This is a genomic window from Kocuria himachalensis (genome assembly GCF_054784195.1).
In genome coordinates this window covers 1-26,374 of sequence record NZ_BAAGPL010000018.1, presented here as the reverse complement: position 1 = coordinate 26,374, position 26,374 = coordinate 1, and the positions used below count along the sequence as shown (strand labels likewise).

Sequence of the window (26,374 nt, the reverse complement as noted above, 5' to 3'; positions counted from 1 at the left end):
CGGCGGAGCCGGGGGCCGGATCAGGCCAGCGAGGCGTCCAGGGTGATGTCCACCGACAGCGCCTGCGAGATCGGGCAGCCGGCCTTGGCCTCCTCGGCGATGCGCGCGAAGTCCTCCGGGGAGATGTTCTCCACCTGCGCCTCGACGGTCAGCTTGACCCCCTTGACGCCCTCGCCCGCCACGAAGGTCACCTCGGCGGAGGAGTCCAGGCGGGTCGGCGGGGTGTCGTTCTGGGCGAGCATGTTGGAGAACGCCATGGCGAAGCAGGTGGCGTGCGCCGAGGCCAGGAGCTCCTCGGGGCTCGTCCTGGGCCCGGCGCCGCTCTCCGCGCGCGTGTCCCAATCCACGTCGAAGGGGCCCAGGCCCGAGCCGCTGAGGCTGGTGGTGCCCGAGCCGTTGAAGAGATCGCCGGTCCAGACGGTGCTGGCCTTGCTGACGACGGGTTTCGGCATAGTTCCTCCTGAGGTCCACGGCAGGCGGACGCTCCGACTGCCGGCGCCGGACGGCGCTGCTGTCACGCTAACGGATCCCGTGCCGCGTGCGACCGGCCGGGGCCGTGTTTCAGCCGTCGGCGCGTGCCGGCCGGACCTGACCGGCACGTGCTAGCCCAGGGGCTTCCGGGGGGTGTCCGGGCCGCGGGAGGTCCCGCGGTCGGCGACGGCACGGGCGGTCGCGTGCGCCGCCCCGGACACGATCCGTTCCAGCGGGCCCCGCCCGAACGCGTGCCGCCAGGCGAGCGCCACGAGGGCGGAGACGACGAGGCAGGCGACGAACCAGAGCAGCGGGCTGCTGTAGTGGACCTCGGTGGCGAGCAGGGCCAGCTGTCCCGTGTACAGGGACAGGGTCATGGCCCCCATGGCCGTGAGCGGCAGCAACCACTTGCCGAACTCCCGCCCGACGAGCAGGCAGGCGCCGAGCGCCGCCATGCTCACGCCGAGGCTCCACGCCACCGAGAGGGGCGTGTTGGTGTGCGGGGCGGAGAGCACCTGCCACCACAGCGAGGAGGTCGGCAACGGCTCGCCGGCGCCGAACACGATGATGTGGTCCAGGTCCGCCCGGGTCAGGGAGGCGATGCTGTAGAGCAGGACGTTGTAGCCGTCCATGCCGTAGAGGAGCACCCAGGAGACGAGCTTGGCGAGGGCCGCGAGACCGAGCCCCGCGGCCAGGAGGCGGGTCTGCAGACGCAGGCTCTTGAGGTTGAGCCGGCCGAAAGCCAGCCCGGCCAGCAGGTACGCCATGTACGTCACGGCCGGGTACGTGCCGGTGAGCGTGAGCTGCCAGAACAGCGCGACCGGTTCGGTGACCAGATGGGCGAACGTCGGGTTGGCGGCGCTGTGCTCCGGCACCACGTCGCCCAGCCAGTGGATCAGGAAGGGCCCCAGCAGCAGGAACGCGCCCGAGCACAGGAACAGGGTCCGCGCCCGCAGCCCGAGGAAGGGCAGCGCGAGCAGGAAGAAGAGCCCGTAGTGGACCAGGATGTTGACGGCCGGCGGGTCCTCCGGCAACAGGTAGTCGACGGTCAGCCCGACCGCCATGATCAGCAGCGCGCGCACCACGATCCCGGCGCGGGCGGCGGTGAGCTCCCGGCCCTTGCGGGGCCTGCGCCCGCCGGTGGAGAAGGCCAGGCTGACGCCGGCGAGCAGGGCGAACAGCGCCGCGGAGTCCCCGGCGAACAGCAACCAGGACAGCGTGGGCCGGTCGTTGTCGGGGTAGGACTGCGGCAGGAAGTGGACGGCCGTCAGCCCGACGAGAGCCAGTCCCCGCGCGGCGTCCACGGCGACCAGGCGCCCGGCCGACCGGCGGGGGTCGAGCCCGCCGACGGTCTCCGCCGTCCGGTCCCTCGTAGGGTGGTCGTTCATGGGTCCCGCCGTCCTGTTCCTCATCCCCGGTCCCACGGTGGGTCGCGCTGAAGGATGTCGTGTGCACTGCCGCCAATCTTCGCATCCGTGCCGGTGGTCGCGGCAACGTTGCGCCGGAAGGCTCAGGAGGCCGCGTGCAGCTCGAGGCCGGGCGGCGGCACGGGCAGTCCGGCGCAGCGGCGGTGCAGGATCTTGGCCCGCATCCGGCGCCGGGCGTCCAGGGCGGCCGCGGCCGGTTCGGCGGGCTCCGCCTCGGGCGCCAGGACCTCCACGGCCTCGCGCAGGGTCCCGTCGTGCTCGACGGCCCGGCGGAGCAGGTCCACTGCGGTCGGCTCGAGCTCGTGCACGCAGGTGAGGTCCACGCTCACCCTCGCCGCGGGGAGCGTCGTGCGGGCCCGCCGCAGGACGGGGTGCAGCGCCTGCTGGTTCGTGCGGGTCAGGGCGCCGGTCACGCTCACCCGGACGCACCGGCCGTCGGGGTCCACCTCGACGAGGACGGAGATCTTGCGCTGCACGGGGTTCGCTCCTTCACGGGGCGGGGACCGCCGCGCCGCCCGATGGTCGACGAGCACACTGTTCTTCCAGGTGCCCGGAAACCATAAGGCACCTTATGGTCGGACTGCAAGCGCGATACCGGGCGCTCGCTCAAGATTTGACGAAGATCCGCTCCCGGACGGCCGATCCGTGCTCCCGGGGCGCGGGCCGGGGGGAGACTGGAGGCATGGACATCCCTGTCGTGGCCTCCGCTCCTGCGGCCGGGCGGGTGCTGGTGGTGGACGACGAGAAGGCCCTCGCGGGCATGGTCGCCTCCTACCTGGCGCGGGCCGGCTACGCGGTCGTCCAGGCGCACACCGGTCCCGGTGCCCTGGCGGCCGCCCGGGCGGAGCTGCCGGACGTGGTGGTCCTGGATCTCGGGCTGCCGGGGCCGGATGGGATCGAGGTGTGCCGGCGGATCCGGGCGTCCGCCGAGTGCTACGTCCTGATGCTGACGGCACGGGGGGACGAGGAGGACAAGCTCGCCGGCCTGGCGGTCGGCGCCGACGACTACATCACGAAGCCCTTCAGCGTCCGGGAGCTCGTGGCCCGCGTGCAGGCGGTCATGCGGCGCCCGCGCACCGGGGCGCCCGTGGTGCGGCCCGGGGCACCGCTCGTGTTCGGGGACCTCGAGGTCGACGTCGCCGGCCGTCAGGTGCGGGTGGCCGGAGTGCCGGCGGCCCTCACGCGCACCGAGTTCGACCTCCTGGCCGCCCTCGCGACGCGCCCCCACGAGGCATTGTCCCGCCGGCGTCTCATCGACGTCGTGTGGGACCCCGCCTGGGTGGGGGACGAGCACATCGTGGACGTCCACATCGGTCACCTGCGCCGCAAGAGCGGGGACGACCCCGCCCGCCCCCGCTGGGTCGACACCGTCCGCGGGATCGGCTACCGGATGGTGTCGCCGTGAGGCCGCCGCGCGAGCGCGGACTGGCCGCGAGCTTCCTGCTCGCCCAGCTGCTCGTGGTGGTCGCGAGCGTGCTCGCCGCGGCGGTCGTGGCGTCCCTGGCCGGCCCGCCGCTGTTCCACGAGCACCTCCTGCGGGCGGGGACGGAGCCCGGCTCCTCCCAGCTCTTCCACGCGGAGCGTGCCTACCGTGACGCCAGCCTGTGGACGCTCGGGGTCGCCCTGCTGACCGCCCTGCTCTGCGCGCTGGCCGTGGCGTCGTCCTTCACCCGCCGGCTGCGTCGCCCGCTCACCGAGCTCACCCACGCCGCCGAGGACATGTCCGGCGGCCGCTACGGGACCCGGGTGCCGCCCATGGGCGCCGGGGCGGAGGTCGACGCGCTCGCGGAGTCCTTCAACACCATGGCCGCCCGGCTCGAGCGCACCGAGCACGTCCGGCGCCGGATGCTCCCCGACCTCGCCCACGAGCTGCGCACGCCGGTCGCGGTGCTCGCGGTGTACCTGGAGGGCCTCGAGGACGGCGTCGCCACGTTCGACGGGTCCACCGGGACCGTCATGGGCGAGCAGCTCGCCCGGCTCACCCGGCCGATCGAGGACATCGACGACGTCTCCCGCGCCGAGGAGGGTCGCATCGTGCTGGAGCGGGAGCACGTCCCGGTGGCCCGGCTGCTGCACGCGGGCGCCGACGCCGCGCTGGAGGCCGGCGCCGACCGCGGTGTGACCCTGCGCGTCGAGGTGGAGCCGGCCGGGGAGCCGGTCGCGGGGACCGTGCTCGTGGACCGGCAGCGCATGGGCCAGGTCCTCGGCAACCTGCTCTCCAACGCCCTGCGGCACACCCCGCCCGGAGGGGAGGTGGTGCTCGGTGCGTGCGGAGGCCCCTCCGGGGACGTGGTGATCCGGGTCGCCGACACGGGCGAGGGCATGACGTCGGAGCAGCTCCCGCACGTCTTCGAGCGCTTCTGCCGCGGGGACACCGCGCGGGACCGCGACCACGGAGGCTCCGGCATCGGCCTGACCATCTCCCGGACCATCGTGGGGGCCCACGGCGGCACCCTCACGGCCGCCTCGCCCGGTCCGGGGGGCGGATCGGTGTTCGTCCTGACGGTGCCCGGCGCCGGGGGCGGCGTCGAGCGGGACAGGCCGGTGGTGCCGTGACGACGAACGCAGCCCTCTTGCTGGATACCCCTAGGGGGTATAAAGTGAGAGCTCTTCCCGGGTGCTGCCGAACCCGCGGCACCCGGCCGCCGCGGAAAGGAGCACCATGAGAATCCCGCAGTCCCACGGCCGCCACGCCGTTCCGGACGACACCCGCACCCGTCACCCCGCCGACGCCGCCACCCACGGACAGGCCATGCCCCACGACCACGCCCACTCCGCCGTGGACGATGACCATGCCGTGCACACCCACGGCGAGCACGCCGGGCACTCCACGGCCATGTTCCGGAACAGGTTCTGGCTCAGTCTCGTGCTGGCGCTCCCCGTGGTGGTCTTCAGCCCCATGGTCGGGCACCTGCTGGGCTACCACGTCCCCGAGTTCCCGGGGGCCGCCTGGATCCCTCCGGTGCTGGGCACGGTGATCTTCCTCTGGGGCGGGGCCCCCTTCCTCAGAGGAGGGCTCACCGAGCTGCGGTCGAAGCAGCCGGGGATGATGCTGCTGATCGCCATGGCCATCACCGTCGCCTTCGTCGCCTCCTGGGTGACGACCCTGGGGATCGGCGGGTTCGACCTCGACTTCTGGTGGGAGCTGGCCCTGCTGGTGGTCATCATGCTGCTGGGCCACTGGATGGAGATGCGCGCTCTCGGGGCGGCGTCCTCCGCCCTGGACGCCCTGGCCGCCCTCCTGCCCGACGAGGCCGAGAAGGTCGTCGACGGGGACACCGTCACCGTGGCCGTCACCGAGCTGGCCGTGGGCGACGTCGTGCTGGTGCGCCCCGGAGCCCGTGTCCCCGCGGACGGGGAGATCGTCGACGGGACAGCGGAGTTCGACGAGTCCATGATCACCGGCGAGTCCAGGGCCGTCGCCCGCGGCGTGGGCGAGACCGTGGTGGCCGGGACCGTGGCCACCGACAACACCGTGCGCGTGCGGGTGGAGGCGGTGGGGGCCGACACCGCCCTGGCCGGGATCCAGCGGATGGTCGCGGTCGCCCAGGAGTCCTCCTCCCGGGCCCAGGCCCTGGCCGACCGTGCCGCCGCGCTGCTGTTCTGGTTCGCCCTGGCCGCCGGCATCCTCACCGCCATCGCCTGGACGGTGCTCGGGCAGCCCGACGACGCGGTGATCCGCACCGTCACCGTGCTGGTCATCGCCTGCCCGCACGCCCTGGGGCTGGCCATCCCCCTGGTCATCGCGATCTCCACCGAGCGCGCCGCCCGCGCCGGGGTGCTGATCAAGGACCGGATGGCCCTGGAGCGGATGCGCACCATCGACGTGGTGCTCTTCGACAAGACCGGCACCCTCACCGCGGGCGCCCACGCGGTCACCGGCACGGCCCCCACGCCCGGGGTCTCCGAGGGTGAGCTGCTGGCCTGGGCGGCGGCCGCCGAGGCCGACAGCGAGCACCCCGTCGCCCGGGCCATCGTCACCGCCGCCGCCCAGGACCCCGAGGCGTCCCGGCTGGGGCTGCACGGCACCGGCTTCACCGCGGCCACCGGCCGCGGGGTGAAGGCCGCTGTCGACGGGTCCGAGGTCCTGGTCGGCGGGCCCAACATGCTGCGCGAGCTCGGCATGTCCACCCCGGCGACGATCACCGCGACCACCCGGGGATGGGTGGAGCGCGGCGCCGGCGTGCTCCACGTCCTCCGGGACGGGCAGGTCATCGGGGCGCTGGCACTGGAGGACGAGGTCCGGCCCGAGTCCCGCGCGGCCGTGGCCGCCCTCCAGGACCGGGGGGTGCGCGTGGCGATGATCACCGGCGACGCCCGCCAGGTCGCCGAGGCCGTCGGCCGTGGTCTGGGCATCGACGAGGTCTTCGCCGAGGTCCTGCCGCAGGACAAGGACAGCAAGGTCCTCGAGCTCCAGTCCCGGGGGATGACGGTCGCGATGGTCGGCGACGGCGTCAACGACGCCCCCGCCCTGGCCCGGGCCGAGGTCGGGATCGCGATCGGGGCCGGGACCGACGTGGCCATGGAGTCGGCAGGCGTCGTCCTGGCGGGCAACGACCCCCGGGCCGTGCTGTCGATGATCGACCTGTCGCGGGCCAGCTACACCAAGATGATCCAGAACCTCGTGTGGGCCACCGGCTACAACGTGATCGCCGTGCCCCTGGCCGCCGGCGTGCTCGCCCCGATCGGTGTCGTCCTGTCCCCGGCCGTCGGGGCGGTGCTGATGTCGGTGTCCACGATCGTGGTGGCGCTCAACGCCCAGCTGCTGCGCCGGCTCGACCTGGACCCGGCGCACCTGGCCGGCACCGACGGCACCGTCCGCACCGACCGGCAGGCTCCTGCCCCAGAGCGGCGCCCCGCGCCGTCCACCTCCTGACGACCCACCCGACCGTCGCACCAGGAGACCACCACACCGACAGACCACCACACCGACAAAAGGACACCTCGTGAAGCGATCCACCACCCTCACCGCTGTCGCCCTGGCCTCCGCCCTGGCCCTGGCCGGATGCGGCACCGACAGCCCGGAGCAGGGCGCCGGCACGGGCCCGCAGACCGCCGCCCCGGCCACGTCCGCCCCGGCCGCCTCCGCACCCGGGGCCACGAGCACCGGGCCGGTCTCCGGGGCCGCGGGGGAGATCTCCGCCGAGCACAACGACGCGGACGTGATGTTCGCCCAGATGATGATCCCGCACCACGAGCAGGCCGTGCAGATGAGCGAGATCCTGCTCGGCAAGGACTCCGTGCCCGGAGAGGTCCGCGACCTCGCCGAGCGGGTCGTCGACACGCAGGGGCCCGAGATGGAGCAGATGCGGGCCATGCTCGCCGCGTGGGAGGCCCCGGCCGTCCCGGAGGCCTCGGCGGCCGAGCACGGCGGCCACGGCTCGGGCATGGTCGACGAGCAGGGCATGAACCGGCTCCGGGAGGCCGAGGAGGGTCCCGAGGCCGCCGAGCTGTACCTGGAGCAGATGACCGCCCACCACGAGGGGGCCATCGAGATGGCCCGGAACCAGGTCGAGGACGGGACGAACCCGCAGGCCCTCGAGCTGGCGCGGGAGATCGTCGAGGCCCAGGAGGCGGAGATCGCCGAGATGGACACGATGCGGCAGGCGCTGTCGAAGGGCTCCTGACCGTCCTGGCCCCGGGCGTCGTCGCGCTTGTGCGGCAGCCGGCGGAGACCGACGAACCGATCGACGAAGGAGGACCGTGATGATGTGGGGCGACGGCATGGGAGGGGGCATGGGCTGGATGTGGCTGTTCTGGCTCCTGCTCATCGTGGGCACGGTGGTGCTGGTGCTCGTGCTGGTGAAGGCGTTCACCGGGAACCCGGGCGGGACCCGGCAGGGCGGCACCGCGCCGCCGCCGACGGGCGGCGGTCCGCGCCGGTCCCGGGAGATCCTCGAGGAGCGCTACGCCCGCGGGGAGATCAGCACCGAGGAGTTCCGGGAGCGGTTGCGGACCCTGGAGGAGGGCGAGCGGTGAGCCCGCTGAGCCGCCGGCAGCTGCTGGCCCTGGGCGCGGCCGGGGCCGGGGCCGCTGCCGTGGGCGGGGCCGGGCTGTGGTGCACCGGCGGCGGTGGCCAGGCCCTCGGCGGCGGCCGGGAGCTGGTGCAGCCGGAGGTGCTCTCCAGCCGCGACGGCGTCCTGGACCTGGCCCTGGAGGCCGCCCCCGCCCGGGTGCGGATCGGGGCGCGGGAGGCGCACGTGCAGGCGTTCAACGGCTCGCTGCCCGGGCCCACCCTGCGGGTCCGGGCCGGGGACACGCTCCGGGTGTCGATGACCGACCGGCTGGAGGCCCCGACGAACCTGCACGTGCACGGTCTGCACGTCTCCCCGGAGGGCCACGGGGACAACCCCTTCGTGAGCATCGGGCCCGGGGAGTCCTTCGACTACGAGTACGTGCTGCCGGACGACCACCCGCCGGGCACCTACTGGTACCACCCGCACCACCACGGGCACGTCGCCGACCAGCTCGCCGCGGGTCTCTACGGCACCATCGTCGTCGAGGACCCCGACCCCGTCCCGGTCGCCCGGGAGCGGGTGCTGGTGATCTCCGACCTCACCCTGGACGGCTCCGGCGACCTCGCCGAGGTCACGCCCATGGAACGGATGAGGGGCCGGGAGGGCGAGACGGTGCTGGTCAACGGCCGGCTCCGCCCCTCGGCCACGGCGGCACCGGGGGAGCGGGAGCTGTGGCGGGTCGTCAACGCCTGCCCGTCCCGGTTCCTGCGCCTGAGCCTGGACGGCCAGACCCTGCGGCTGTCCGGCCGCGACCTCGGCCGGCTGCCCGAGGCGGTCGGGGTCACCGAGGTGACCCTGGCGCCGGGCAACCGGGTGGAGCTGCTGGTGGACACCCGTGAGGGCACCTCCACCCTGGTGGCCGCCCCGGTGGACCGGGGCGGCATGGCCGGGATGATGGGCGGCATGATGGGCGGCACGATGGACGGCACGTCGGGCCGGGGCGGGCCCGGGGACGACCCCGGCAGCGGCGAGCCCGTCGACCTGCTCAGCCTCGAGGTCGCCGGGGAACCGGCCGGGCACCTGGACCCCGTGCCCCCGGGCCCGTCCCTGCGGGACCTGCGCGAGGAGCCGGTCGCGGCCCGGCGCACCCTGGACTTCGCCATGGGCGGCATGGGCGGAGGCATGATGGGCGGCGGGGGAGGCCCGGGCCGGATGATGTCCTTCACGATCGACGGGCAGGAGTTCGACGCCGAGCGCACCGACCAGCGGGTCCGGGTGGGCGCCGTGGAGGAGTGGACCCTGACCAACTCCAGCCCCATGGACCACCCGGTGCACCTGCACGTGTGGCCGATGCAGGTCGTGGCCGAGGAGGGCCGCGACGTCTCCGGAGCGCGGTGGCAGGACGTGGTCAACGTCCCGGCCTTCGGCCAGGTCACGGTCCGGGTGGCCTTCGAGGACTTCGGCGGCCGCTCCGTCTTCCACTGCCACATCCTCGACCACGAGGACCTCGGCATGATGGGCACCCTCGAGGCCCGCTGAGCAGCGGTGGCGGAGTGGCCGGTGGGCGAGCCGGTCCAGGGCGGCCCGCTCCACGCCGCGGCCGATCACCGCGGCCGCCGTGTGCGGATCCGCCGGGCAGGTCCTCGGTGCTACGCTCCGCAGTGAGCCGGGGACCCCGGCGACGACGGCGGGGCCTCCCGCCCTGCCCGTCCGCAGCGCTCCAGCCCGTCCCGGATGGTGGTGATCACCGTTTTCCCGCACCCGTCCCCCGCAGGGACCACCGCCCCCACCCGCACCTTCGGCGTGGAGGAGGAACTGCTCCTCGTGGACGCCGTGACGCTGGAGCCCGCCGCCGCGGGCGTGGCCGCCGTGCGCGCGCACGCCGCCGGTGTCGGCTCCTCCCCGGCGACGGCGCCGGCCCACGCGGTCACCACCGAGCTGCAGCAGGAGCAGATCGAGGTCGCAGGCCCGCCGCTGACCGGTCTCGCCGACCAGGTCGCCGCCATCCGGCAGGGACGCGCCCTGGCCGACGCCGCCGCCCGCGCGGTGGGCGCGCGCGCCGTCGCCCTCGCCTCACCGGTCGGGGCGGGAGCCCCGCACCTCGTTCCCGCGCCGCGCTTCCGGTGGCTCCAGGAGCGCTTCGGGCTGGTGGCCGCCGAGCAGCTGACCTGTGGCCTGCACGTCCACGTGGGCGTCGGCAGCCGCGAGGAGGGCGTGGCCGTGCTGGACCGCATCCGCGGGTGGCTCCCCGTCCTCCTCGCCCTGAGCGGCAACTCCCCGTTCTGGTACGGCCGGGAGACCGGCTTCAGCAGCTACCGCTACCAGGCCTGGGTGCGCTGGCCCACCTCCGGTCCCACGGAGGTCTTCGGGACGGTCGACGAGCACGACCGGCAGCGCGAGGCCCTGCTGCGCTCCGGGGTGCCCCTCGACCTCGGCATGATCTACTTCGACGCCCGGCTCTCCGCCCGCTATCCCACCGTGGAGATCCGGATCACGGACGTGTGCCTGGACGCGGAGCAGGCCGGGGTGCTGGCCGCCCTCGCCCGGGCGCTGGTCGAGACGGCCGCCCGTCAGTGGCGGGCGGGTCTCCCGGCGCCGCCCGTGAGCGCGGCGCAGCTGCGGACCTGGTCCTGGCAGGCCAGCAGGGCCGGCGTCGAGGGACCGCTGATCAGCCCGGCCTCCGCCGCGCCCGCCCCGGGCGGGGACGTCGTGGCCGAGCTGCTCGCCCTCGTGCACCCCGTGCTCGCGGAGTGGGGCGAGGCCGAGCTGGTGGAGTCCGTGGTGGCCCGCGTCGTGCGGGACGGCTCCGGTGCCCGGTGGCAGCGCGCGGCCTTCGCCGCGCGGCAGGACCCGCTCGACGTCGTGCGCCTGGCGCTCGAGGAGACCCACCGATGAGGCTGCGGCGGCACCCCCGGCTCGAGCGGCGGCGCGTCGTCGCCGGCACCCACCCGGTGGACGTGCGCGGGACCTTCGACCCGGCGCGGCCCCCGGTGGTCCTCGTGCACGGCGTCGGCATGTCGGGCCACTACTTCCTGCGCTTCGCGGACGCGCTCGCGGCCACGCACGACATCTACGCCCTGGACCTGCCGGGCTACGGCACGGCACCCCGCCCCCCGCGCGCCCTGACGCCGCCCGAGCTCGGCCGCGTGGTCGCGGACGCGGTCGAGGCGCTGGGGCTGGAGGCTCCCGTCGTCGTCGGCCACTCCATGGGCTGCCAGATCGTGGTGGACGCGGTCAAGGACCACCCCGGCCGGTGGGCCGGCTACGTGCTGGTGGGACCGACCGTCGACCCCACCGCACGTACCCTGCTCCACCAGGGGTGGCGGCTGCTGCGGGACACCCTGCGCGAGCCGCCGCGCACCAACGCCGTGGTCGCCCTCGACTACCTCCGGATGGGCCCGCTCCGCTACCTGCGCACGGCCCAGCACATGCTCCGCGACCGGATCGAGGAGGACGTCCGGGGCTGCACGCCCCCCGGGCTGGTCGTGCGCGGCTCCCGCGACCCCATCGCCCAGCGGGACTGGGCGCGCCGCCTGGCCCGGACGGCCCCCGACGCCGGCTTCCTCGAGATCCCCGGCGCCCCGCACAACGTCCAGCACACCGACCCCCAGGAGCTCGCCGCCGCATGCGCACCCTTCCTCGAGTCCTGCCGACCCGGTCCCCGTCCCGGGAGCCCGGCATGATCCCGCGCCGGCTGGGCGAGACGGGCACGAACCTCACGGCCTGGGCCCGGGACTACGTCTACGCGGTCCGGTGGCAGGCCGCCGGGCTCCTCGGCCGCTGGGACCCCGCGCACTACCGGGGCGCGGGAGAGCCGGGTCGGACGCCGGTCCTGCTGATCCCCGGGATCTACGAGTCGTGGACGTTCCTGCTCCCGGTGGCCGGGCTGCTGCGGGAGCACGGCCACGACGTCCACGTGGTGGAGGACCTGAGGTTCAACACCGGGACCATCGAGGAGATGGCGGCGCTGGTCGACGAGCACATCCGGCGGGAGGGGCTCGAGCGCTGCGTGCTGGTCGCGCACAGCAAGGGCGGGCTGATCGGCAAGTACCTCCTGGCCCACCACAACGAGCGCACCGCGATCCAGGGTCTGGTGGCCGTCAACACCCCCTTCTCCGGCTCCGAGCTCGCCAGGCTCCTGCCCCTCCCGGCGATCCGGGTGTTCCTGCCGCACTCCCCGGAGCTCACCGCGCTGACCACCAGCCGGGAGGTCAACCAGCGCATCGTCTCCGTCTACGGCCTCTTCGACCCCCACATCCCGGGCGGCAGCCGCCTCGAGGGGGCGCACAACGTCCAGCTCGGCACGCGCGGGCACTTCCTGCCGCTGAGCGACCCGCGCGTGCACGAGGCGATCCTCGAGGGGATCGGCACGCTCGCCCGCTGACCCCGCCGGCGGCACCGCGCCCCCCGGGCGTCGTCGACCCGTCCCGGCCGGCGCGGACCCGGCCCGGTGCCGTCGGAGGCGACTGCTACTCTTCGGCCACCGAGAGCTCCCATGACGGGCGCCGGGGGCAGGAACGACGGACGACGTCGGAGAGACGGGTGGGACCGTGGTCGGACTGGGACTGACGCCCTTCCAGGGCTGGGAGGTGATGTCCTGGGCCCTGCTGGTCGCGGCCGCGGCGTGGACCGTGGCGCGGGGCGTCCGGTGGCTCGTGGCACGCTACGGGCAGAACACCCGGTGGGGCCGCAGGTCCCGCACCCGGCTCGGCCTGCGCCGGGCCCGCGACGGCCTGCTGGAGCGCCACGCCGCCGGAGAGCTCACCGAGGACGAGTACCGGGAGCGGCTGCGGCTGCTCGAGCAGGAGGGCCGCTCCGGCCCGTGAACGCCCCCGAACCTCCCGGACCGGCAGTGCCCCGACTCACCGGGCGGGACCGGCAGTGCCCCGACTCACCGGGCGGGACCGAGGCCGTTCCCGGCGAGCGGGCCCTGCGGTCCGCTCCGCCGTGCTCCGGCGGCGGTGCCGAAGGCCTCATCGAATCTTCAGCGCCCCGGGGTTCACCCGGTGGACCGGAAAGCCTACCGTCGGTCGCACGGGGCGTGGCAGCCTCGCGCCCGGTGCCGGCACCGCGGAACGAGCGGCCGGCGACGACAGGCCGTCGATCGGACGAAGGAGCGGGACCATGACCCACGTGACCTCGATGCTCGAGACCTACCCGAAGGACCTGGGAGGCATCGACCAGCAGAAGCTGGCCGCGTGCATCGCGGCGTGCTTCGAGTGCGCCCAGACCTGCACCGCCTGCGCCGACGCCTGCCTGGCCGAGGACATGGTCGCGGAGCTGACCACCTGCATCCGCAAGAACCTCGACTGCGCCGACGTCTGCGCGAGCACCGGCAGCGTGCTCTCCCGCCATACCGGCGACAACGCCGAGGTCGCCCGCGCGGCGCTCGAGGCGTGCCGGACCGCCTGCGGGTCCTGCGGCGACGAGTGCGAGCAGCACGCGAGCATGCACGAGCACTGCCGGGTCTGCGCCGAGGCGTGCCGCCGCTGCGAGCAGGCCTGCGCCGACCTCCTCGCGTCCCTGGGCTGAGCCCGGCGTCCCGGTGGTTCCCCGGCGCCGGGAGGCCCCCGAGGCGGTCCTCGCCGCCTGCGCCGCGGATGACCTGCGGGAGCCGGGCCGCCGACCCGCGCTCGGGAACAGATCCCCGGGACACCTGGTTGCGCGAAGCATGAAGGCCTTGACGTACGCCCGCTACGGCGGCCCCGAGGTCCTGGAACTGACCTGACCGATCTGCCCGAGCCCAAGGTGCCCCCGGGCTGGGTGCTCGTGAAGGTGCGCAGCGCCGCGATCAACCCGGTCGACTGGAAGATCATGGCCGGTGGCCTCGACCCGCTCATGGAGGTCCAGTTCCCGGTGGTGCCCGGCTGGGACGTGTCCGGGGTCGTGGAGTCCGTCGGCATCGACGTGCCCGAGTGGGCCCCCGGCGACGAGGTGATCTCCTACGCGCGCACCGACTGGGTGCACGGCGGGACGATGGCCGAGTACGTGGCCCTGCCCTCCCGCCTGCTCGCGCCGAAGCCGGCCTCCGTGGACTGGGACCGGGCGGCGTCCCTCCCGCTCGCCGGGCTGACCGCCTACCAGGTGCTCGGCCGCCTGGAGGTCGCCGCGGACCGGACCGTGCTGGTGCACAACGCCTCCGGCGGCGTGGGCGGCTACGCCGTGCAGCTCGCCGTGGCCCGGGGCGCCCGGGTGATCGGCACCGCGTCGGAGGCCAACCACGACTACCTGCGCGGCCTGGGCGCCGAGCCGGTGGTCTACGGGGAGGGGCTGCCCGAGCGGGTCCGGCAGCTGGCGCCCGAGGGCGTGGACGTCGTCGTGGACCTCGTGGGCGGGGTCGTCGAGCAGACCCTCGCCGTCCTGAAGGACGGCGGGCGGCACGCCTCCGTGGCCGACGACGCCGTCGAGGCCCACGGCGGGACGTGGATGTGGGTGCGGCCGTCCGCCGAGGACCTCACCGAACTGAGCCGGCTGGTGGACCGGGGGGCGCTCCGGGTCGAGCTCGCCCGCAGCGTTCCCCTGGCCGAGGCCGTGGAGGCCTACCGGCTCAGCCAGGAGGGGCACGTCCGCGGCAAGATCGCCGTCCGGATGCCGTGAGCCCCCGGCTGCCCCGCGTCGCGTAGGTGCACAGCAGGCTTACTGGCACAATGGCCCTGTGACCGACCAGACAGAGATCCTGAGCGCCCTCGAGGACGCGCGGGCGCTGCTCGCGGCGTCGAACCTCCCGCTGTCCACGACCAACGTGCTGCACGAGCGGGAGGACATCGACCGAGCCGTCGCCCAGCTCGACGACTACGTGCTGCCCCGGGTGCGCTCCCTCGACGCGCCACTGCTCGCGGTGGTCGGCGGGTCCACGGGCGCCGGCAAGTCGACCCTGGTCAACGCGGTCGTGGGCCACCCCGTGACCCGGTCCGGGGCCATCCGCCCGACCACCCGGCAGCCCATCCTGATCCACCACCCGCGCGACGCCGAGGCGTTCTCCACCCAGCGGGTGCTCCCGCACCTGAGCCGCATCCACGCGCAGAAGGTCACCCCCGCCGGCTCGACCGCCGCGGACACCGCCTCCCCGTCCGCGCTGCCCGGCACCGCGGACGGCCAGGCCCTCGTGCTGCTCGCCGAGCCCCGCATCCCCGAGGGCGTCGCCCTGCTCGACGCCCCGGACGTCGACTCGATCTCCGACGAGAACCGCCGGCTCGCGGGACAGCTGCTCGCCGCCGCCGACCTGTGGCTGTTCGTGACCACCGCCAACCGCTACGCCGACGCCGTGCCGTGGCGACTGCTCGTCGAGGCCGCCCAGCGGGACATCACGGTGGCCGTGGTCCTCGACCGGGTCCCGCACGGGCTGGAGGCCGAGATCGAGGACGACCTCCGGCGGATGCTCGCGGAGCAGGGCCTCGGCGACGCCCCCGTGTTCACCGTCCCGGAGTCACCGCTCAACGAGATGGGCATGCTCCCGCCCCACGTCGTCGCCCCCGTCGTGGACTTCCTCGCCGAGCTGGGCCGCAACGCCGCCTCCCGCTCGGAGATCGCCCGCCGGACCCTCGGCGGCGCGGTGCGCTCCATCGCCGAGCGCACCGGCGCGGCCGGGACCGCGGTGCTCTCCCAGCAGCGCGTCGAGGCGCAGCTGCGCAACGACGTGGACCGTGCCTTCGACGAGGCGCTCACCGCCGTCGTCGAGTCGACCCGCGACGGGATGCTGCTGCGCGGGGAGGTCCTCGCCCGCTGGCAGGACTTCGTGGGCACCGGCGAGTTCTTCCGCAACCTCGAGGCCGGGATCGGCCGGATGCGCGACCGGCTCACCGCCTTCCTCAGCGGGAAGCCCGCGCCCGAGGTGCAGGTCGAGGAGGCCATCGAGACCGGCCTGCAGACCGTGATCGTCGAGGAGGCCGCCCGCGCCTCCGAGACCGCGGAGCGCCGCTGGCAGGACGAGCCCGCCGGCCGGGTCCTGCTCGGCGGGTCCGACCTCGGCTCCCTGCCCCCGGACTTCCGCGAGCGCACGGCCGAGCAGGTGCGCGCCTGGCAGGGCGACCTCATGGAGCTGATCCAGCGGGAGGGCGCGGACAAGCGGACCAAGGCGCGGGCCATGTCCCTGGGCGTCAACGCGCTGACCGTCATCCTCATGATCGGCGTGTTCTCCATGACGGGCGGGCTCACCGGACTGGAGGTCGGCATCGCCGGCGGCTCCGGCGTGGTGGGCACCAAGCTGCTCGAGGCGGTCTTCGGGGAGGACGCCGTGCGGCGGATGGCCGAGGACGCCCGCAAGAACCTCGAGTCCCGGATCCACACGCTCATGGACCAGCAGGCGTCCGTGTTCCTGCGGCGCCTCGACGTCCTGGACGGGCACCCGGAGGCGAACGAGCTCGCGGCCGTGGCCGAGCGCATCCGCACCGCGGGCCGCACGCTGGGGGAGAGCCGGTGAGCCCCGCCCGGCAGAGCGCCCCCACCCTCTCCGAGCGGCTCACGGCGCTCGCGCGCGCCACCGAGCTGGCCTCCGGCCGCCTCGACGAGGACGCCGTGGCGGCGTCCCGCACCGTCCTGGACCGCGCCGCCGAGCGGCGCTCCCTGTCCGCCGACCACACCGTGGTGGGCTTCTTCGGGGCGACCGGCTCCGGGAAGTCCACCCTGTTCAACGCGGTCGTGGGGCGGGACATCGCCCGGTCCGCGGCCCGCCGCCCCACCACCTCGGAGCCGCTGGCCGCCGTCTGGGGGGAGCAGGGCAGCGAGGCCCTGCTGGACTGGCTCGGCGTCTCCCAGCGCCACCACGTCGACACGCCCCTGCCCATGGCGCACGAGGACACCGGCCGGTGGACGCGCGTCAAGGAGCGGATCACGGGCGCCCCCGCACCGGAGGGGCCCGGCGGGCTGATCCTCCTCGACCTGCCGGACTTCGACTCCGTGAGCCTGCACCACCGCACCATCGTGCAGCGCCTCGTCGGCATGGTCGACGTCGTGGTGTGGGTCGTGGACCCGCAGAAGTACGCCGACGCGATCATCCACCAGGAGTTCATCGCGCCGCTGGCCCGCCACGGGGCCGTGACCATGGTGGTGATGAACCAGGTGGACCGGCTGCCGCCCGCGGAGGTCCCCGCCGTGATGGCCTCCCTCGAGGAGCTCGTGGCCCAGGACGGGCTGCCCACCACCGGGCTCTCGAAGCCGGTGGCCGTCTCCGCGGTGACGGGGGAGGGCGTCGAGGCCCTCCGCGCCCGGATCCGTCAGGTGGCGGACACCCGGGCCGCGGCCGGCGCCCGGCTCGACGCGGACGTGGACGACGCCGCCGAGCGGCTCGCCGAGGCCTCCGGTGACGGGGAGCCGGCCGGGATCACCGAGCCGGCGCAGGAGCGGCTCACCGACGGCCTGGCGCAGGCCGCCAACGTGCCCGGGATCGCCCGGGCCGCCGGGAGGTCCTACGCCCTGCACGCCGCGGGCCACACCGGGTGGATCCCCACCCGGTGGCTGCTGAAGTTCCGCAAGGACCCGATGCGGCGGCTGAACCTCGACCGGGGCGGGACCGTGAACCCGGAGATCAACCGGACGTCCCTGCCGCCCATGGCCGCCGCCCAGCGGGCGGCGGCCGACTCCGCGGTGCGCACCTTCGCCCACGACGCCGCGGACGGGGCCGCGGAGCCGTGGACCCGGTCCGTCCGGCAGGCCGCGCGCACCCACGAGCAGAGGCTGCCGGACGCGATCGACCAGGCCGTCGCCCGCACCGACTTCCGGGCCGGACGGAACTCGTGGTGGTGGCTCGTCCTCGACGTCGTCCAGTGGCTCGCGATGCTCGCGGTGGTCGTGGGCCTGCTCTGGCTCCTGGGGATGTTTCTGCTCGAGTGGTTCCAGATCCCCGCCCCGCCGCCCCCGTACGTCGAGGGCTTCCCGCTGCCCGTGCCCACGCTGCTCGTCCTCGCCGGGGTGGTGCTCGGGATCTTCGTGGCCCTGACCGGCCGGATCCTCGCCGGCTTCGGCGCCCGGATGCGGGAGCGCTCGGTGCGGCGCCGGCTGCGCGCGTCGGTGGCCGAGACGGGCCGGCGCACCGTCGTCGAACCCGTGCGGGCGGAGCTCGACGCCTTCGCCGCCTTCCGGAAGGCCCTGTCCCTCCTGCGCGGCTGAGCCCCGGGCACGGTGACGCCGTGGACGACGCCCCGCCGGGGCGGCCCTCGGCGGGGCGGTCCGAACGCCCCCACGGCCTCCGGACCGCGGCGGACCCCCGAGGACGGTGGGCCCGCCGCGGGGCGGAGGCCATCGGCGTGGCTGCCGGGGTCCGGCTACTGGGCGGTGGCCCTAACCGCCTCCGTGAGCTGGCGCGCCGTCTGCACCACGACCTCGGCGTGCAGCCGGCCCGGCTGACGGGTGAGCCGTTCGATCGGCCCGGAGATCGACACCGCGGCGATCACCCGGCCCGAGGGCCCCCGCACCGGCGCCGAGACGGAGGCGATGCCCGGCTCGCGCTCGCCCAGCGACTGCGCCCAGCCCCGGCGGCGCACCCCGGCCAGCACGGTCGCGGAGAACCGCGCGTGGCGCAGTCCCTCGAGCAGGCGGTCGTGGTCCTCCCACGCGACGAGCACCTGCGCGGCGGAGCCCGCCTTCATCGACAGCTGCGTGCCCACCGGGATCGTGTCCCGCAGCCCGATCGGCCGCTCGGCGGAGGCCACGCACACGCGCCAGTCGCCCTGCCGGCGGAAGATCTGTGCGGACTCCCCGGTGGCGTCCCGCAGGTGCATCAGGACGGGGCCGGCGGCGGCGATCAAGCGGTCCTCGCCGGCCGCGGACGCCAGCTCCACGAGCCGGGAGCCGAGCACGAACCGGCCCTGGATGTCCCGGCCCACGAACCGGTGGTGGGCCAGCGCCACGGCCAGCCGGTGCACGGTGGGACGGGCGAGCCCCGTGGCGCTCACCAGCTGGGCGAGCGTCGCCGGGCCGGCCTCGAGGGCGTCGAGGATCACCGCGGCCTTGTCGACCACCCCCACGCCGCTGGGGGCGGTGGTCGACGTCAGCGCGAGCGCCCCCCCGGTGCCCTGCCCGCCGAGGGGCGTGCCGAGCGGCGCGCCGGACGGATCCATGTGTCCAGATGTGTCCATGGGTTGATACTGCCGTCTCAGAATGTGAGAAGCAAGCCCGAAAGGTGGCCCGGCGCGACCCGGGCACCGACCATGGAGGAAACACGTTGCACAGGCAGCACGGAAGGATCCGCCATGCCGGACTACCAGTCCTCGACCCCCTCCACGACCTCCGCCACGGCCTCCGGGGCCGCGGGCGGGCGAACCCTCGCCGAGAAGGTCTGGGCGGACCACCTCGTGCGCCAGGGCGAGGACGGGCGGCCGGACCTGCTTTACATCGACCTGCACCTGCTCCACGAGGTCACCTCGCCGCAGGCCTTCGAAGGGCTGCGCCTGGCGGGCCGACCGCTGCGCCGTCCCGAGCTGACGATCGCCACGGAGGACCACAACACGCCCACGCAGGACATCTTCTCCCGCATCGCCGACGACACCTCCCGGAAGCAGATCGAGACCCTGCGGGCCAACTGCGCCGAGTTCGGTGTGCGCCTGCACCCGCTCGGGGACGCCGAGCAGGGCATCGTGCACGTGGTGGGTCCCCAGCTGGGGCTCACCCAGCCCGGGATGACCGTGGTCTGCGGTGACTCCCACACCTCCACCCACGGCGCGTTCGGCGCGCTGGCCTTCGGCATCGGCACCTCCGAGGTCGAGCACGTGATGGCCACCCAGACGCTGCCGCTGGCCCCGTTCCGGACCATGGCCATCAACGTCGAGGGCACGCTGCGCCCGGGGGTGTCCGCCAAGGACATCATCCTGGCCGTGATCGCGAAGATCGGCACCGGCGGCGGACAGGGCTACGTCCTGGAGTACCGGGGCTCGGCCATCCGCGCCCTGTCCATGGAGGCGAGGATGACCATCTGCAACATGTCGATCGAGGCCGGCGCGCGGGCGGGCATGATCGCCCCCGACGACACCACGTTCGACTACGTGCTGGGCCGCCCGCACGCGCCGGCCGGTGCCGACTGGGACGCGGCCGTGGCGTACTGGCGGACCCTGCGCACCGACGAGGACGCCGTCTTCGACGCCGAGGTCTTCCTCGACGCGGACGAGCTCGAGCCGTTCGTCACCTGGGGCACCAACCCCGGCCAGGGCGTCCCGCTGTCCCAGTCCGTGCCCGACCCCGAGGACATCGGGGACGAGAACGACAAGGCCAACGCCCGCCGGGCCCTGGAGTACATGGGCCTGGCCGCCGGCACGCCGATGAAGGAGATCCCGGTGGACACCGTCTTCCTGGGCTCCTGCACCAACTCCCGGATCGAGGACCTGCGGGCGGCGGCGGAGATCGTCAAGGGCCGCGCCAAGGCCGCCAACGTCCGGATGATGGTGGTGCCCGGCTCCGCCAAGGTGCGGCTGCAGGCCGAGGCCGAGGGCCTGGACCGGGTCTTCAAGGAGTTCGGCGCGGACTGGCGCTTCGCGGGCTGCTCGATGTGCCTGGGCATGAACCCGGACCAGCTCGCCCCGGGGGAGCGGTGCGCCTCGACGTCGAACCGCAACTTCGAGGGCCGGCAGGGCAAGGGCGGGCGCACCCACCTCGTCTCGCCCGTGGTGGCCGCCGCCACCGCGGTCCGTGGCACGCTGTCCTCCCCGTCCGACCTCGACGTCCCCGGCGACGTCGCCATCCCGGCCTGACCGGCACCTCGAACCCAGGAAGGATCCTCCCATGGAGAAGTTCACCACCCACCGGGGTGTCGGCGTCCCGCTGCGCCAGTCCAACGTGGACACCGACCAGATCATCCCGGCCGTCTACCTCAAGCGGATCACCAAGACCGGTTTCGAGGACGCCCTGTTCGCCGCCTGGCGCAAGAACGAGGACTTCGTGCTCAACCGGGAGCCCTACCGGCACGGCTCGGTGTTGGTGGCCGGACCCGACTTCGGCACCGGGTCCTCCCGCGAGCACGCGGTGTGGGCGCTGCGCGACTACGGCTTCCAGGCCGTGATCTCCTCCCGGTTCGCGGACATCTTCCGCGGCAACTCGGGCAAGCAGGGCCTGCTGGCCGCGCAGGTGGACCAGGCCGACGTCGAGCTGCTGTGGAAGCTGATCGAGGAGCACCCCGGCACCGAGATCGAGGTGGACCTCGAGTCCCGCACCGTGACCTGCGACACGGTCACCGTGCCGTTCGCCATCGACGACTACACGCGCTGGCGCCTGATGGAGGGCCTGGACGACATCGGCCTGACCCTCCAGCGCGAGGAGGACATCACTGCCTACGAGGCCCGCCGGCCCGCGTTCAAGCCGACCACGCTGCCCGCCCGCACCTGACCTCGCCGCCCCGGCACGGCCCGGCGGAGCCCGCCACGGCCCGCCGGGCCTCGTGCTGTCCCGGACACGCCCGCCCCTGTGCGAGGGCCCGCGCCGGGGAACCTACACTGTACGGGTGCCGCTCCCGCTCGGGGGTGGCCCGGCAACAGCAGATCGGAAGGTCATGAGCAGCGCACTGCACATCACGGGCGGGATCCCCCTGTCCGGGCAGGTCACCGTGCGAGGTGCCAAGAACCTCGTCCCCAAGGCCATGGTGGCCGCCCTCCTGGGCTCGACACCGTCCGTCCTGGCGAACGTGCCCCAGATCAAGGACGTCCAGGTCGTCACCAACCTGCTGGCGCTGCACGGGGTCGACGTGGGGCGCGAGGACGGCCGGCTGTCCCTGGACCCCTGCAACGTCACCACGGCGCGGCACGCGGACATCGACGCCCACGCCGGGGACTCCCGGATCCCGATCCTGCTGTGCGGGCCCCTGCTGCACGCCATCGGCGAGGCGTTCATCCCCGACCTCGGCGGGTGCAAGATCGGCGACCGGCCCATCAACTACCACCTCGACGTGCTGCGCCACTTCGGCGCTCGCGTCGAGAAGCTGGAGTCCGGGATCCGGATGAGCGCCCCGCACGGACTGCACGGCGCCAAGGTCGAGCTGCCCTATCCCTCGGTCGGCGCGACCGAGCAGGTGCTGCTCACCGCCACCCGGGCCGACGGCCACACCGAGCTGCGCGGCGCGGCCACCGAGCCCGAGATCATGGACCTCATCGCGATCCTGCAGAAGATGGGCGCCATCATCACCGTCCAGACCGACCGGGTGATCCGCATCGAGGGCGTCCCCGAGCTGACCGGCTACCGGCACCGGGCCATGCCCGACCGGATCGAGGCGGCGTCCTGGGGCTCCGCCGCGCTCGCCACCGGCGGCGACATCTTCGTGGCCGGGGCCCGGCAGTCCGACATGATGACCTTCCTCAACACCTTCCGGAAGATCGGCGGCGGCCTCGACATCACGGAGGACGGCATCCGCTTCTTCCACCCCGGCGGGGACCTCAACCCGCTCATCGTCGAGACCGACGTGCACCCCGGCTTCATGACCGACTGGCAGCAGCCGCTCGTGGTCGCCCTGACCCAGGCCACGGGCGTGTCCATCGTGCACGAGACCGTCTACGAGAACCGCTTCGGCTTCACCGCCGCCCTCAACCGGATGGGGGCCACGATCCAGCTGCACCGCGAGTGCCTGGGCTCCGTGCCGTGCCGCTTCGGGCAGCGCAACTTCGTGCACTCGGCCGTGATCTCCGGGCCCACCCCGTTGCACGCCTCCGAGATCAACATCCCCGACCTGCGCGGCGGCTTCTCCCACCTCATCGCGGCGATGGCCGCCGAGGGCACGTCCCACGTCACGGGCGTGGAGCTCATCGAACGCGGCTACGAGCACTTCACCGACAAGCTGACGGGGCTCGGGGCGTCGTTCGAGCTCGACGGCGCGTGAGTCGGGCCCGCCGATGAGCCGCACCTCGAACCGCCGCCTGTTCCGCGTGCTCGCGGGCGTCGTCAAGCCGGCCTACCGGCTGGTGGCCCGGCTGCGCTGGACGGGGGAGGAGCACCTGCCCGCCGAGGGAGGGTTCATCGTGGTGCCCAACCACCTCACCGAGCTCGATCCCCTGACCGTCGCCATCACGCTCTACGACAACGGGATCATGCCGCGGTTCCTGGCGAAGGAGTCGCTGTTCCGCGCCCCCGGGGTGGGGGCGGTGCTCTGGGCCACGGGCCAGGTCCCCGTGCTGCGCGGCACGGCCGACGCCGCGGCGGCGCTCACGGCCGCCCGCGCCGAGCTCGCCTCCGGCGGCGCCGTGGTGATCTACCCCGAGGGGACCCTCACCAGCGACCCCGAGCGGTGGCCGATGACCGGGCACACGGGTGCCGCGCGCCTGGCCCTGGCGACCGGGGTCCCGGTGGTCCCGATCGCGCACTGGGGCGACCAGGAGGTGCTGGACCACGACCGCTCCACCGGCCGGCGCACGGTCAGCCTCTTCCCCCGGAAGGACGTGCGCGTGCGGATCGGACCGCCCGTGGACCTCACGCCGTGGCGTGACGACGTCCCGGACCTGACCCATCCGGTGGGCCGTCACGCGGTCCAGCTCGAGGACGCCACCGACGCCGTCATGCGCGCCGTGACCCGGGAACTGGCCGTGCTGCGCGGGACGGACGCGCCGGCCGCCCCGTGGGACCGCCGCCGAGGAGGCCGCCTGTGACGAGGCCCGAGACCACCGCCCTGCTCCCCGCCGGGCTGCCCGCCGCCGGGCCGCGGAGGATCGCCGTCCTCGGCGCCGGGTCCTGGGGCACGACCTTCGCCAAGATCCTCGCCGACAGCGCCCGGGAGTCCGCGCACGCCCGCGCCGAGCCGGTCGGACGGACCGTGGCGCTGTGGGGACGCAGCACCCCCGCGATGGACCACACCGCGCGCACCCGCGTCAACGACCGCTACGTCCCCGGCATCCGGCTGCCCGAGCGCCTGGAGATCACCGCCGACCTCGCCGCCGCCGTGCGCGGGGCGGACCTCGTGGTCCTCGCCGTGCCGGCCCAGTCCCTGCGCGCCCAGCTGGCCGCCGTGGCCGGGCACCTCGAGCGGGACGCCGTGGTGCTGTCCCTCGCCAAGGGTCTCGAGCGGGACACGGGGCTGCGCATGAGCGAGGTGGTCGCCGAGGAGCTGGGGCGGGACACGGGCCTGGGCGCCGAGCACTGGCGGGCGCGCACGTGCGTGCTCTCCGGGCCGAACCTGGCCATGGAGATCGCGGAGGAGCAGCCCACGGCCTCCGTCGTCGCCGCCACCGCCGCGGAACTGGCCACCTGGGTGGCGCACGCCTGCCGGACCCGCTACTTCCGCCCCTACACGAACACCGACGTGGTGGGCACCGAGATCGGCGGTGTCGTCAAGAACGTCATCGCCCTCGGCGTGGGCATCGCCGACGGCCGCCACTTCGGGGAGAACTCCAAGGCCTCCATCATCACCCGAGGGCTCGCCGAGACCACCCGGCTCGCGCTCGCCCTCGGCGGGAGGCTGGAGACCCTCTCCGGCCTGGCCGGGCTGGGGGACCTCGTGGCCACCTGCTCATCGCCGCTGTCCCGCAACCGCACCGCGGGCCGGCTCCTCGGCCTGGGCCTCACCCCCGCGGAGGTCCAGGAGGAGATGACCCAGACCGCCGAGGGCATCAAGTCCGCCCCGGCCGTGCTCGCCCTGGCCCGCCGCCACGGCGTCGACATGCCCATCACCGAGGCCGTCGTGGCCATCCTCCGCGAGGAGATCACCATCGACGACGTGGCCCCGCTGCTGCTGGGCCGCGAGATCAAATCCGAAGGGACCGCCCCATGACCCCCCGCCCCTGCGTCGCCGTGCTGTTCGGCGGACGCTCCAGCGAGCACGCCATCTCCCTCATCACGGCCCGCGGCGTCCTGCGCGCCATCGACCGGGAGAAGTGGGACGTGGTGACCGTCGGCATCGCCGCCTCCGGCGAGTGGTTTCTCTGCCCCCAGGAGGAGCTGGAGGCCCTGCTCGACGCGAACCCGATCGCCGAGCTGCCCGTGGGCGACGCGCTGGTGAGCCTGCCGCTGAAGGTCGGGGAGAGCGAGCTCATCGTGCGCCAGGACGGTCCCTGCGGGCAGACCGTCAGCCGGGACCGGCACATCGACGTGGTGCTGCCCCTGCTGCACGGGCCCTTCGGCGAGGACGGCACCCTGCAGGGCCTGCTCGAGCTCGCCGACCTGCGCTACGTGGGCTGCGGCGTCACCGCCTCCGCGGTGGGCATGGACAAGCACTTCATGAAGCTCGCCTTCGAGGCGGCGGGCCTGCCGGTGGGCCCCTACACCGTGGTGACCGACCGGCAGTGGGCCGTGGACCCCCACGGTGTGCGCGAGCGCATCGCCGCCCTGGGCTTCCCCGTGTTCGTCAAGCCCGCGCGCGCGGGGTCCTCCTTCGGCATCACCAAGGTGGACCGCGCCGAGGAGCTGGACGCCGCGATCGAGACCGCCCGCGAGCACGACCGCAAGCTGGTGGTCGAGGCGGGGATCGTGGGGCGGGAGATCGAGTGCGCCGTCCTCCAGGGCCGCGGGACCGGCGCCGCCCGGACCTCCATGCCGGGCGAGATCGAGATCGTCGACGAGCACGCGTTCTACGACTTCGAGGCGAAGTACGTCTCGCAGGCCTCCGCGAGGCTCAGCTGCCCCGCGGACCTGCCGGAGGAGGCGATCGGGGAGATCCGCCGCAGCGCCGTGACCGCCTTCGAGGCGCTGGACGGGGAGGGCCTGTGCCGTGCGGACTTCTTCTACACCCCCGACGGGCGGGTGGTCATCAACGAGGTCAACACGATGCCCGGGTTCACGCCGATCTCGATGTACCCGCGGATGTGGGCCGCGTCCGGGCTCGACTACGCGGGGCTGATCGACGAGCTCCTGGGCCTCGCCCTGGAACGGCCGGTGGGGCTGCGCTGAACCGCGGCACGGCGCCGGGCGCGGAGCCCCCGGCTCACGGTGCGGGCGAGGCGGTGACGACGACGTTCCTGCCGACCGCGTCCTGGGTGTAGCAGCTGATCAGGACGATGCGGTTCGGGACGACCCGCCAGATCTCGCTGTCCTTCAGCGTGTCCTTCTCGTAGGTGGTCACCGAGTCCACCACGTAGTCGAGGGTCCCGTCCACGGTCTCCACCTCGAGCTCCTGCCCGACGAGCGCCGGGTCGCTCAGCTTGTTGAAGGGCAGCTCGAGCTTGTCGTAGCTGTGCCCGGCGATGTACGTGGTGTTCGTCGACCCCTCGCCGGGCATCCCGTACGGCGTGAGCCGGTAGCCGCTGTAGGTCTGCGGCGGCACGAGCGAGCCGCCCGCGAGGTCCTCGTCCGTCGGGTCGTAGGGGAGCACGTCGGCGTCGAAGCCGACGGAGTCGATGCTCAGGCGTACCGGCGACGCGGCGGTCGGCACGTGCCCCAGGAGGTGCTGGGCGATGAACCACTGGTTCATCAGCGCCACCCACAGCACGGCGGCGCACAGCGTCATCACGGCCGCTCGCGGCGCCAGCGGATCCCTCTCCGTGGCCGGGGCGGGACGCGGCGACCCCGTCAGGGTGCTCGATGCCATGCGGTGCTGTCCTTGTCTGCTCTGCGCTGTCGTCCTGTGCGTCGCACCGGGTGCGGTGCCGTGCCGGCGCCGCCCCGCGGGCGGCGCCGGCACGGCCC

The 26,374-nt window shown here is 74.2% G+C and carries 25 protein-coding genes; 20 read left to right on the top strand and 5 right to left on the bottom strand.

What is annotated here, in order from left to right; genetic code table 11:
- Nucleotides 1-20 precede the first annotated feature (20 nt).
- The 3 genes from ACYVM4_RS12245 to ACYVM4_RS12235 all read right to left on the bottom strand — a co-directional run bounded on the left by ACYVM4_RS12245 (nucleotide 21) and on the right by ACYVM4_RS12235 (nucleotide 2,374).
- Nucleotides 21-452, bottom strand: a complete 432-nt coding sequence (locus tag ACYVM4_RS12245) for an OsmC family peroxiredoxin (protein ID WP_368822224.1) — start codon at nucleotides 450-452, stop codon at nucleotides 21-23.
- Between the two features lie 150 nt (nucleotides 453-602).
- Nucleotides 603-1,859 carry a heparan-alpha-glucosaminide N-acetyltransferase domain-containing protein gene (locus ACYVM4_RS12240; protein WP_460668721.1) on the bottom strand — a complete coding sequence of 419 codons (1,257 nt, stop codon included), beginning with the start codon at nucleotides 1,857-1,859 and terminating at the stop codon, nucleotides 603-605.
- A gap of 122 nt (nucleotides 1,860-1,981) precedes the next feature.
- Nucleotides 1,982-2,374 carry a hypothetical protein gene (locus tag ACYVM4_RS12235; protein ID WP_460668720.1) on the bottom strand — a complete coding sequence of 131 codons (393 nt, stop codon included), beginning with the start codon at nucleotides 2,372-2,374 and terminating at the stop codon, nucleotides 1,982-1,984.
- A gap of 206 nt (nucleotides 2,375-2,580) precedes the next feature.
- Here ACYVM4_RS12235 and ACYVM4_RS12230 point away from each other — a divergent pair, with 206 nt between their 5' ends.
- The 14 genes from ACYVM4_RS12230 to ACYVM4_RS12165 all read left to right on the top strand — a co-directional run bounded on the left by ACYVM4_RS12230 (nucleotide 2,581) and on the right by ACYVM4_RS12165 (nucleotide 17,959).
- Nucleotides 2,581-3,303, top strand: coding sequence for a response regulator transcription factor (locus tag ACYVM4_RS12230; protein ID WP_460668719.1), 723 nt, complete (start codon nucleotides 2,581-2,583; stop codon nucleotides 3,301-3,303).
- Nucleotides 3,300-4,454 (top strand): HAMP domain-containing sensor histidine kinase, encoded by a 1,155-nt coding sequence (locus tag ACYVM4_RS12225; RefSeq protein ID WP_460668718.1) that lies wholly within the window; start codon nucleotides 3,300-3,302, stop codon nucleotides 4,452-4,454. The genes ACYVM4_RS12230 and ACYVM4_RS12225 overlap by 4 nt, the downstream gene beginning before the upstream one ends.
- Nucleotides 4,455-4,734: 280 nt before the next feature.
- A complete protein-coding gene (locus ACYVM4_RS12220) occupies nucleotides 4,735-6,774 on the top strand; it encodes a copper-translocating P-type ATPase (RefSeq protein ID WP_460668737.1) in 2,040 nt (679 codons plus the stop codon).
- Between the two features lie 70 nt (nucleotides 6,775-6,844).
- A complete protein-coding gene (locus ACYVM4_RS12215) occupies nucleotides 6,845-7,525 on the top strand; it encodes a DUF305 domain-containing protein (protein WP_460668717.1) in 681 nt (226 codons plus the stop codon).
- A 79-nt stretch (nucleotides 7,526-7,604) separates the two neighbouring features.
- Nucleotides 7,605-7,877 (top strand): SHOCT domain-containing protein, encoded by a 273-nt coding sequence (locus ACYVM4_RS12210; RefSeq protein ID WP_460668716.1) that lies wholly within the window; start codon nucleotides 7,605-7,607, stop codon nucleotides 7,875-7,877.
- Nucleotides 7,874-9,394 (top strand): multicopper oxidase family protein, encoded by a 1,521-nt coding sequence (locus tag ACYVM4_RS12205; protein ID WP_460668715.1) that lies wholly within the window; start codon nucleotides 7,874-7,876, stop codon nucleotides 9,392-9,394. The genes ACYVM4_RS12210 and ACYVM4_RS12205 overlap by 4 nt, the downstream gene beginning before the upstream one ends.
- 195 nt (nucleotides 9,395-9,589) lie before the next feature.
- Nucleotides 9,590-10,750 carry a glutamate--cysteine ligase gene (locus tag ACYVM4_RS12200; protein ID WP_460668714.1) on the top strand — a complete coding sequence of 387 codons (1,161 nt, stop codon included), beginning with the start codon at nucleotides 9,590-9,592 and terminating at the stop codon, nucleotides 10,748-10,750.
- Nucleotides 10,747-11,538: an alpha/beta fold hydrolase gene (locus ACYVM4_RS12195; RefSeq protein ID WP_460668713.1), complete on the top strand. Its 792-nt coding sequence runs from the start codon at nucleotides 10,747-10,749 to the stop codon at nucleotides 11,536-11,538. The genes ACYVM4_RS12200 and ACYVM4_RS12195 overlap by 4 nt, the downstream gene beginning before the upstream one ends.
- Nucleotides 11,535-12,239, top strand: a complete 705-nt coding sequence (locus tag ACYVM4_RS12190) for an esterase/lipase family protein (protein WP_460668712.1) — start codon at nucleotides 11,535-11,537, stop codon at nucleotides 12,237-12,239. The genes ACYVM4_RS12195 and ACYVM4_RS12190 overlap by 4 nt, the downstream gene beginning before the upstream one ends.
- A 166-nt stretch (nucleotides 12,240-12,405) precedes the next feature.
- Nucleotides 12,406-12,681 (top strand): SHOCT domain-containing protein, encoded by a 276-nt coding sequence (locus tag ACYVM4_RS12185; RefSeq protein WP_368822212.1) that lies wholly within the window; start codon nucleotides 12,406-12,408, stop codon nucleotides 12,679-12,681.
- A gap of 298 nt (nucleotides 12,682-12,979) precedes the next feature.
- A complete protein-coding gene (locus tag ACYVM4_RS12180) occupies nucleotides 12,980-13,387 on the top strand; it encodes a four-helix bundle copper-binding protein (protein WP_460668711.1) in 408 nt (135 codons plus the stop codon).
- A gap of 231 nt (nucleotides 13,388-13,618) precedes the next feature.
- A complete protein-coding gene (locus ACYVM4_RS12175; RefSeq protein ID WP_460668710.1) occupies nucleotides 13,619-14,452 on the top strand; it encodes an NADP-dependent oxidoreductase in 834 nt (277 codons plus the stop codon).
- A gap of 58 nt (nucleotides 14,453-14,510) precedes the next feature.
- Nucleotides 14,511-16,274 carry a dynamin family protein gene (locus tag ACYVM4_RS12170; RefSeq protein ID WP_460668709.1) on the top strand — a complete coding sequence of 588 codons (1,764 nt, stop codon included), beginning with the start codon at nucleotides 14,511-14,513 and terminating at the stop codon, nucleotides 16,272-16,274.
- Complete coding sequence (locus ACYVM4_RS12165; RefSeq protein WP_460668708.1) at nucleotides 16,271-17,959, top strand: dynamin family protein; 1,689 nt, start codon at nucleotides 16,271-16,273, stop codon at nucleotides 17,957-17,959. The genes ACYVM4_RS12170 and ACYVM4_RS12165 overlap by 4 nt, the downstream gene beginning before the upstream one ends.
- Before the next feature lie 155 nt (nucleotides 17,960-18,114).
- Here ACYVM4_RS12165 and ACYVM4_RS12160 read toward each other — a convergent pair whose 3' ends face one another.
- Nucleotides 18,115-18,927 carry an IclR family transcriptional regulator gene (locus ACYVM4_RS12160; RefSeq protein ID WP_460668707.1) on the bottom strand — a complete coding sequence of 271 codons (813 nt, stop codon included), beginning with the start codon at nucleotides 18,925-18,927 and terminating at the stop codon, nucleotides 18,115-18,117.
- 114 nt (nucleotides 18,928-19,041) lie between these two features.
- Between ACYVM4_RS12160 and leuC the strand changes: the two genes are divergently transcribed.
- From leuC to ACYVM4_RS12130, 6 genes are all read left to right on the top strand, one after another.
- On the top strand, nucleotides 19,042-20,532 hold the full coding sequence (leuC, locus tag ACYVM4_RS12155; protein ID WP_368822205.1) for a 3-isopropylmalate dehydratase large subunit: 1,491 nt from the start codon (nucleotides 19,042-19,044) through the stop codon (nucleotides 20,530-20,532).
- 31 nt (nucleotides 20,533-20,563) lie between these two features.
- Nucleotides 20,564-21,163 carry a 3-isopropylmalate dehydratase small subunit gene (gene leuD, locus ACYVM4_RS12150; RefSeq protein ID WP_368822203.1) on the top strand — a complete coding sequence of 200 codons (600 nt, stop codon included), beginning with the start codon at nucleotides 20,564-20,566 and terminating at the stop codon, nucleotides 21,161-21,163.
- A 163-nt stretch (nucleotides 21,164-21,326) separates the two neighbouring features.
- Nucleotides 21,327-22,643, top strand: a complete 1,317-nt coding sequence (murA, locus tag ACYVM4_RS12145; protein WP_368822202.1) for a UDP-N-acetylglucosamine 1-carboxyvinyltransferase — start codon at nucleotides 21,327-21,329, stop codon at nucleotides 22,641-22,643.
- 13 nt (nucleotides 22,644-22,656) lie between these two features.
- Nucleotides 22,657-23,406 carry a lysophospholipid acyltransferase family protein gene (locus tag ACYVM4_RS12140; protein WP_460668706.1) on the top strand — a complete coding sequence of 250 codons (750 nt, stop codon included), beginning with the start codon at nucleotides 22,657-22,659 and terminating at the stop codon, nucleotides 23,404-23,406.
- Nucleotides 23,403-24,524, top strand: coding sequence for an NAD(P)H-dependent glycerol-3-phosphate dehydrogenase (locus ACYVM4_RS12135; RefSeq protein ID WP_368822200.1), 1,122 nt, complete (start codon nucleotides 23,403-23,405; stop codon nucleotides 24,522-24,524). Before ACYVM4_RS12140 ends, ACYVM4_RS12135 begins: the two co-directional genes overlap by 4 nt.
- Nucleotides 24,521-25,639, top strand: coding sequence for a D-alanine--D-alanine ligase family protein (locus tag ACYVM4_RS12130; RefSeq protein ID WP_460668705.1), 1,119 nt, complete (start codon nucleotides 24,521-24,523; stop codon nucleotides 25,637-25,639). The genes ACYVM4_RS12135 and ACYVM4_RS12130 overlap by 4 nt, the downstream gene beginning before the upstream one ends.
- Before the next feature lie 34 nt (nucleotides 25,640-25,673).
- Here ACYVM4_RS12130 and ACYVM4_RS12125 read toward each other — a convergent pair whose 3' ends face one another.
- The gene (locus ACYVM4_RS12125) at nucleotides 25,674-26,276 is read right to left on the bottom strand and encodes a class F sortase (protein ID WP_460668704.1); all 603 of its coding nucleotides are present in this window, start codon (nucleotides 26,274-26,276) and stop codon (nucleotides 25,674-25,676) included.
- Nucleotides 26,277-26,374: the final 98 nt, after the last annotated feature.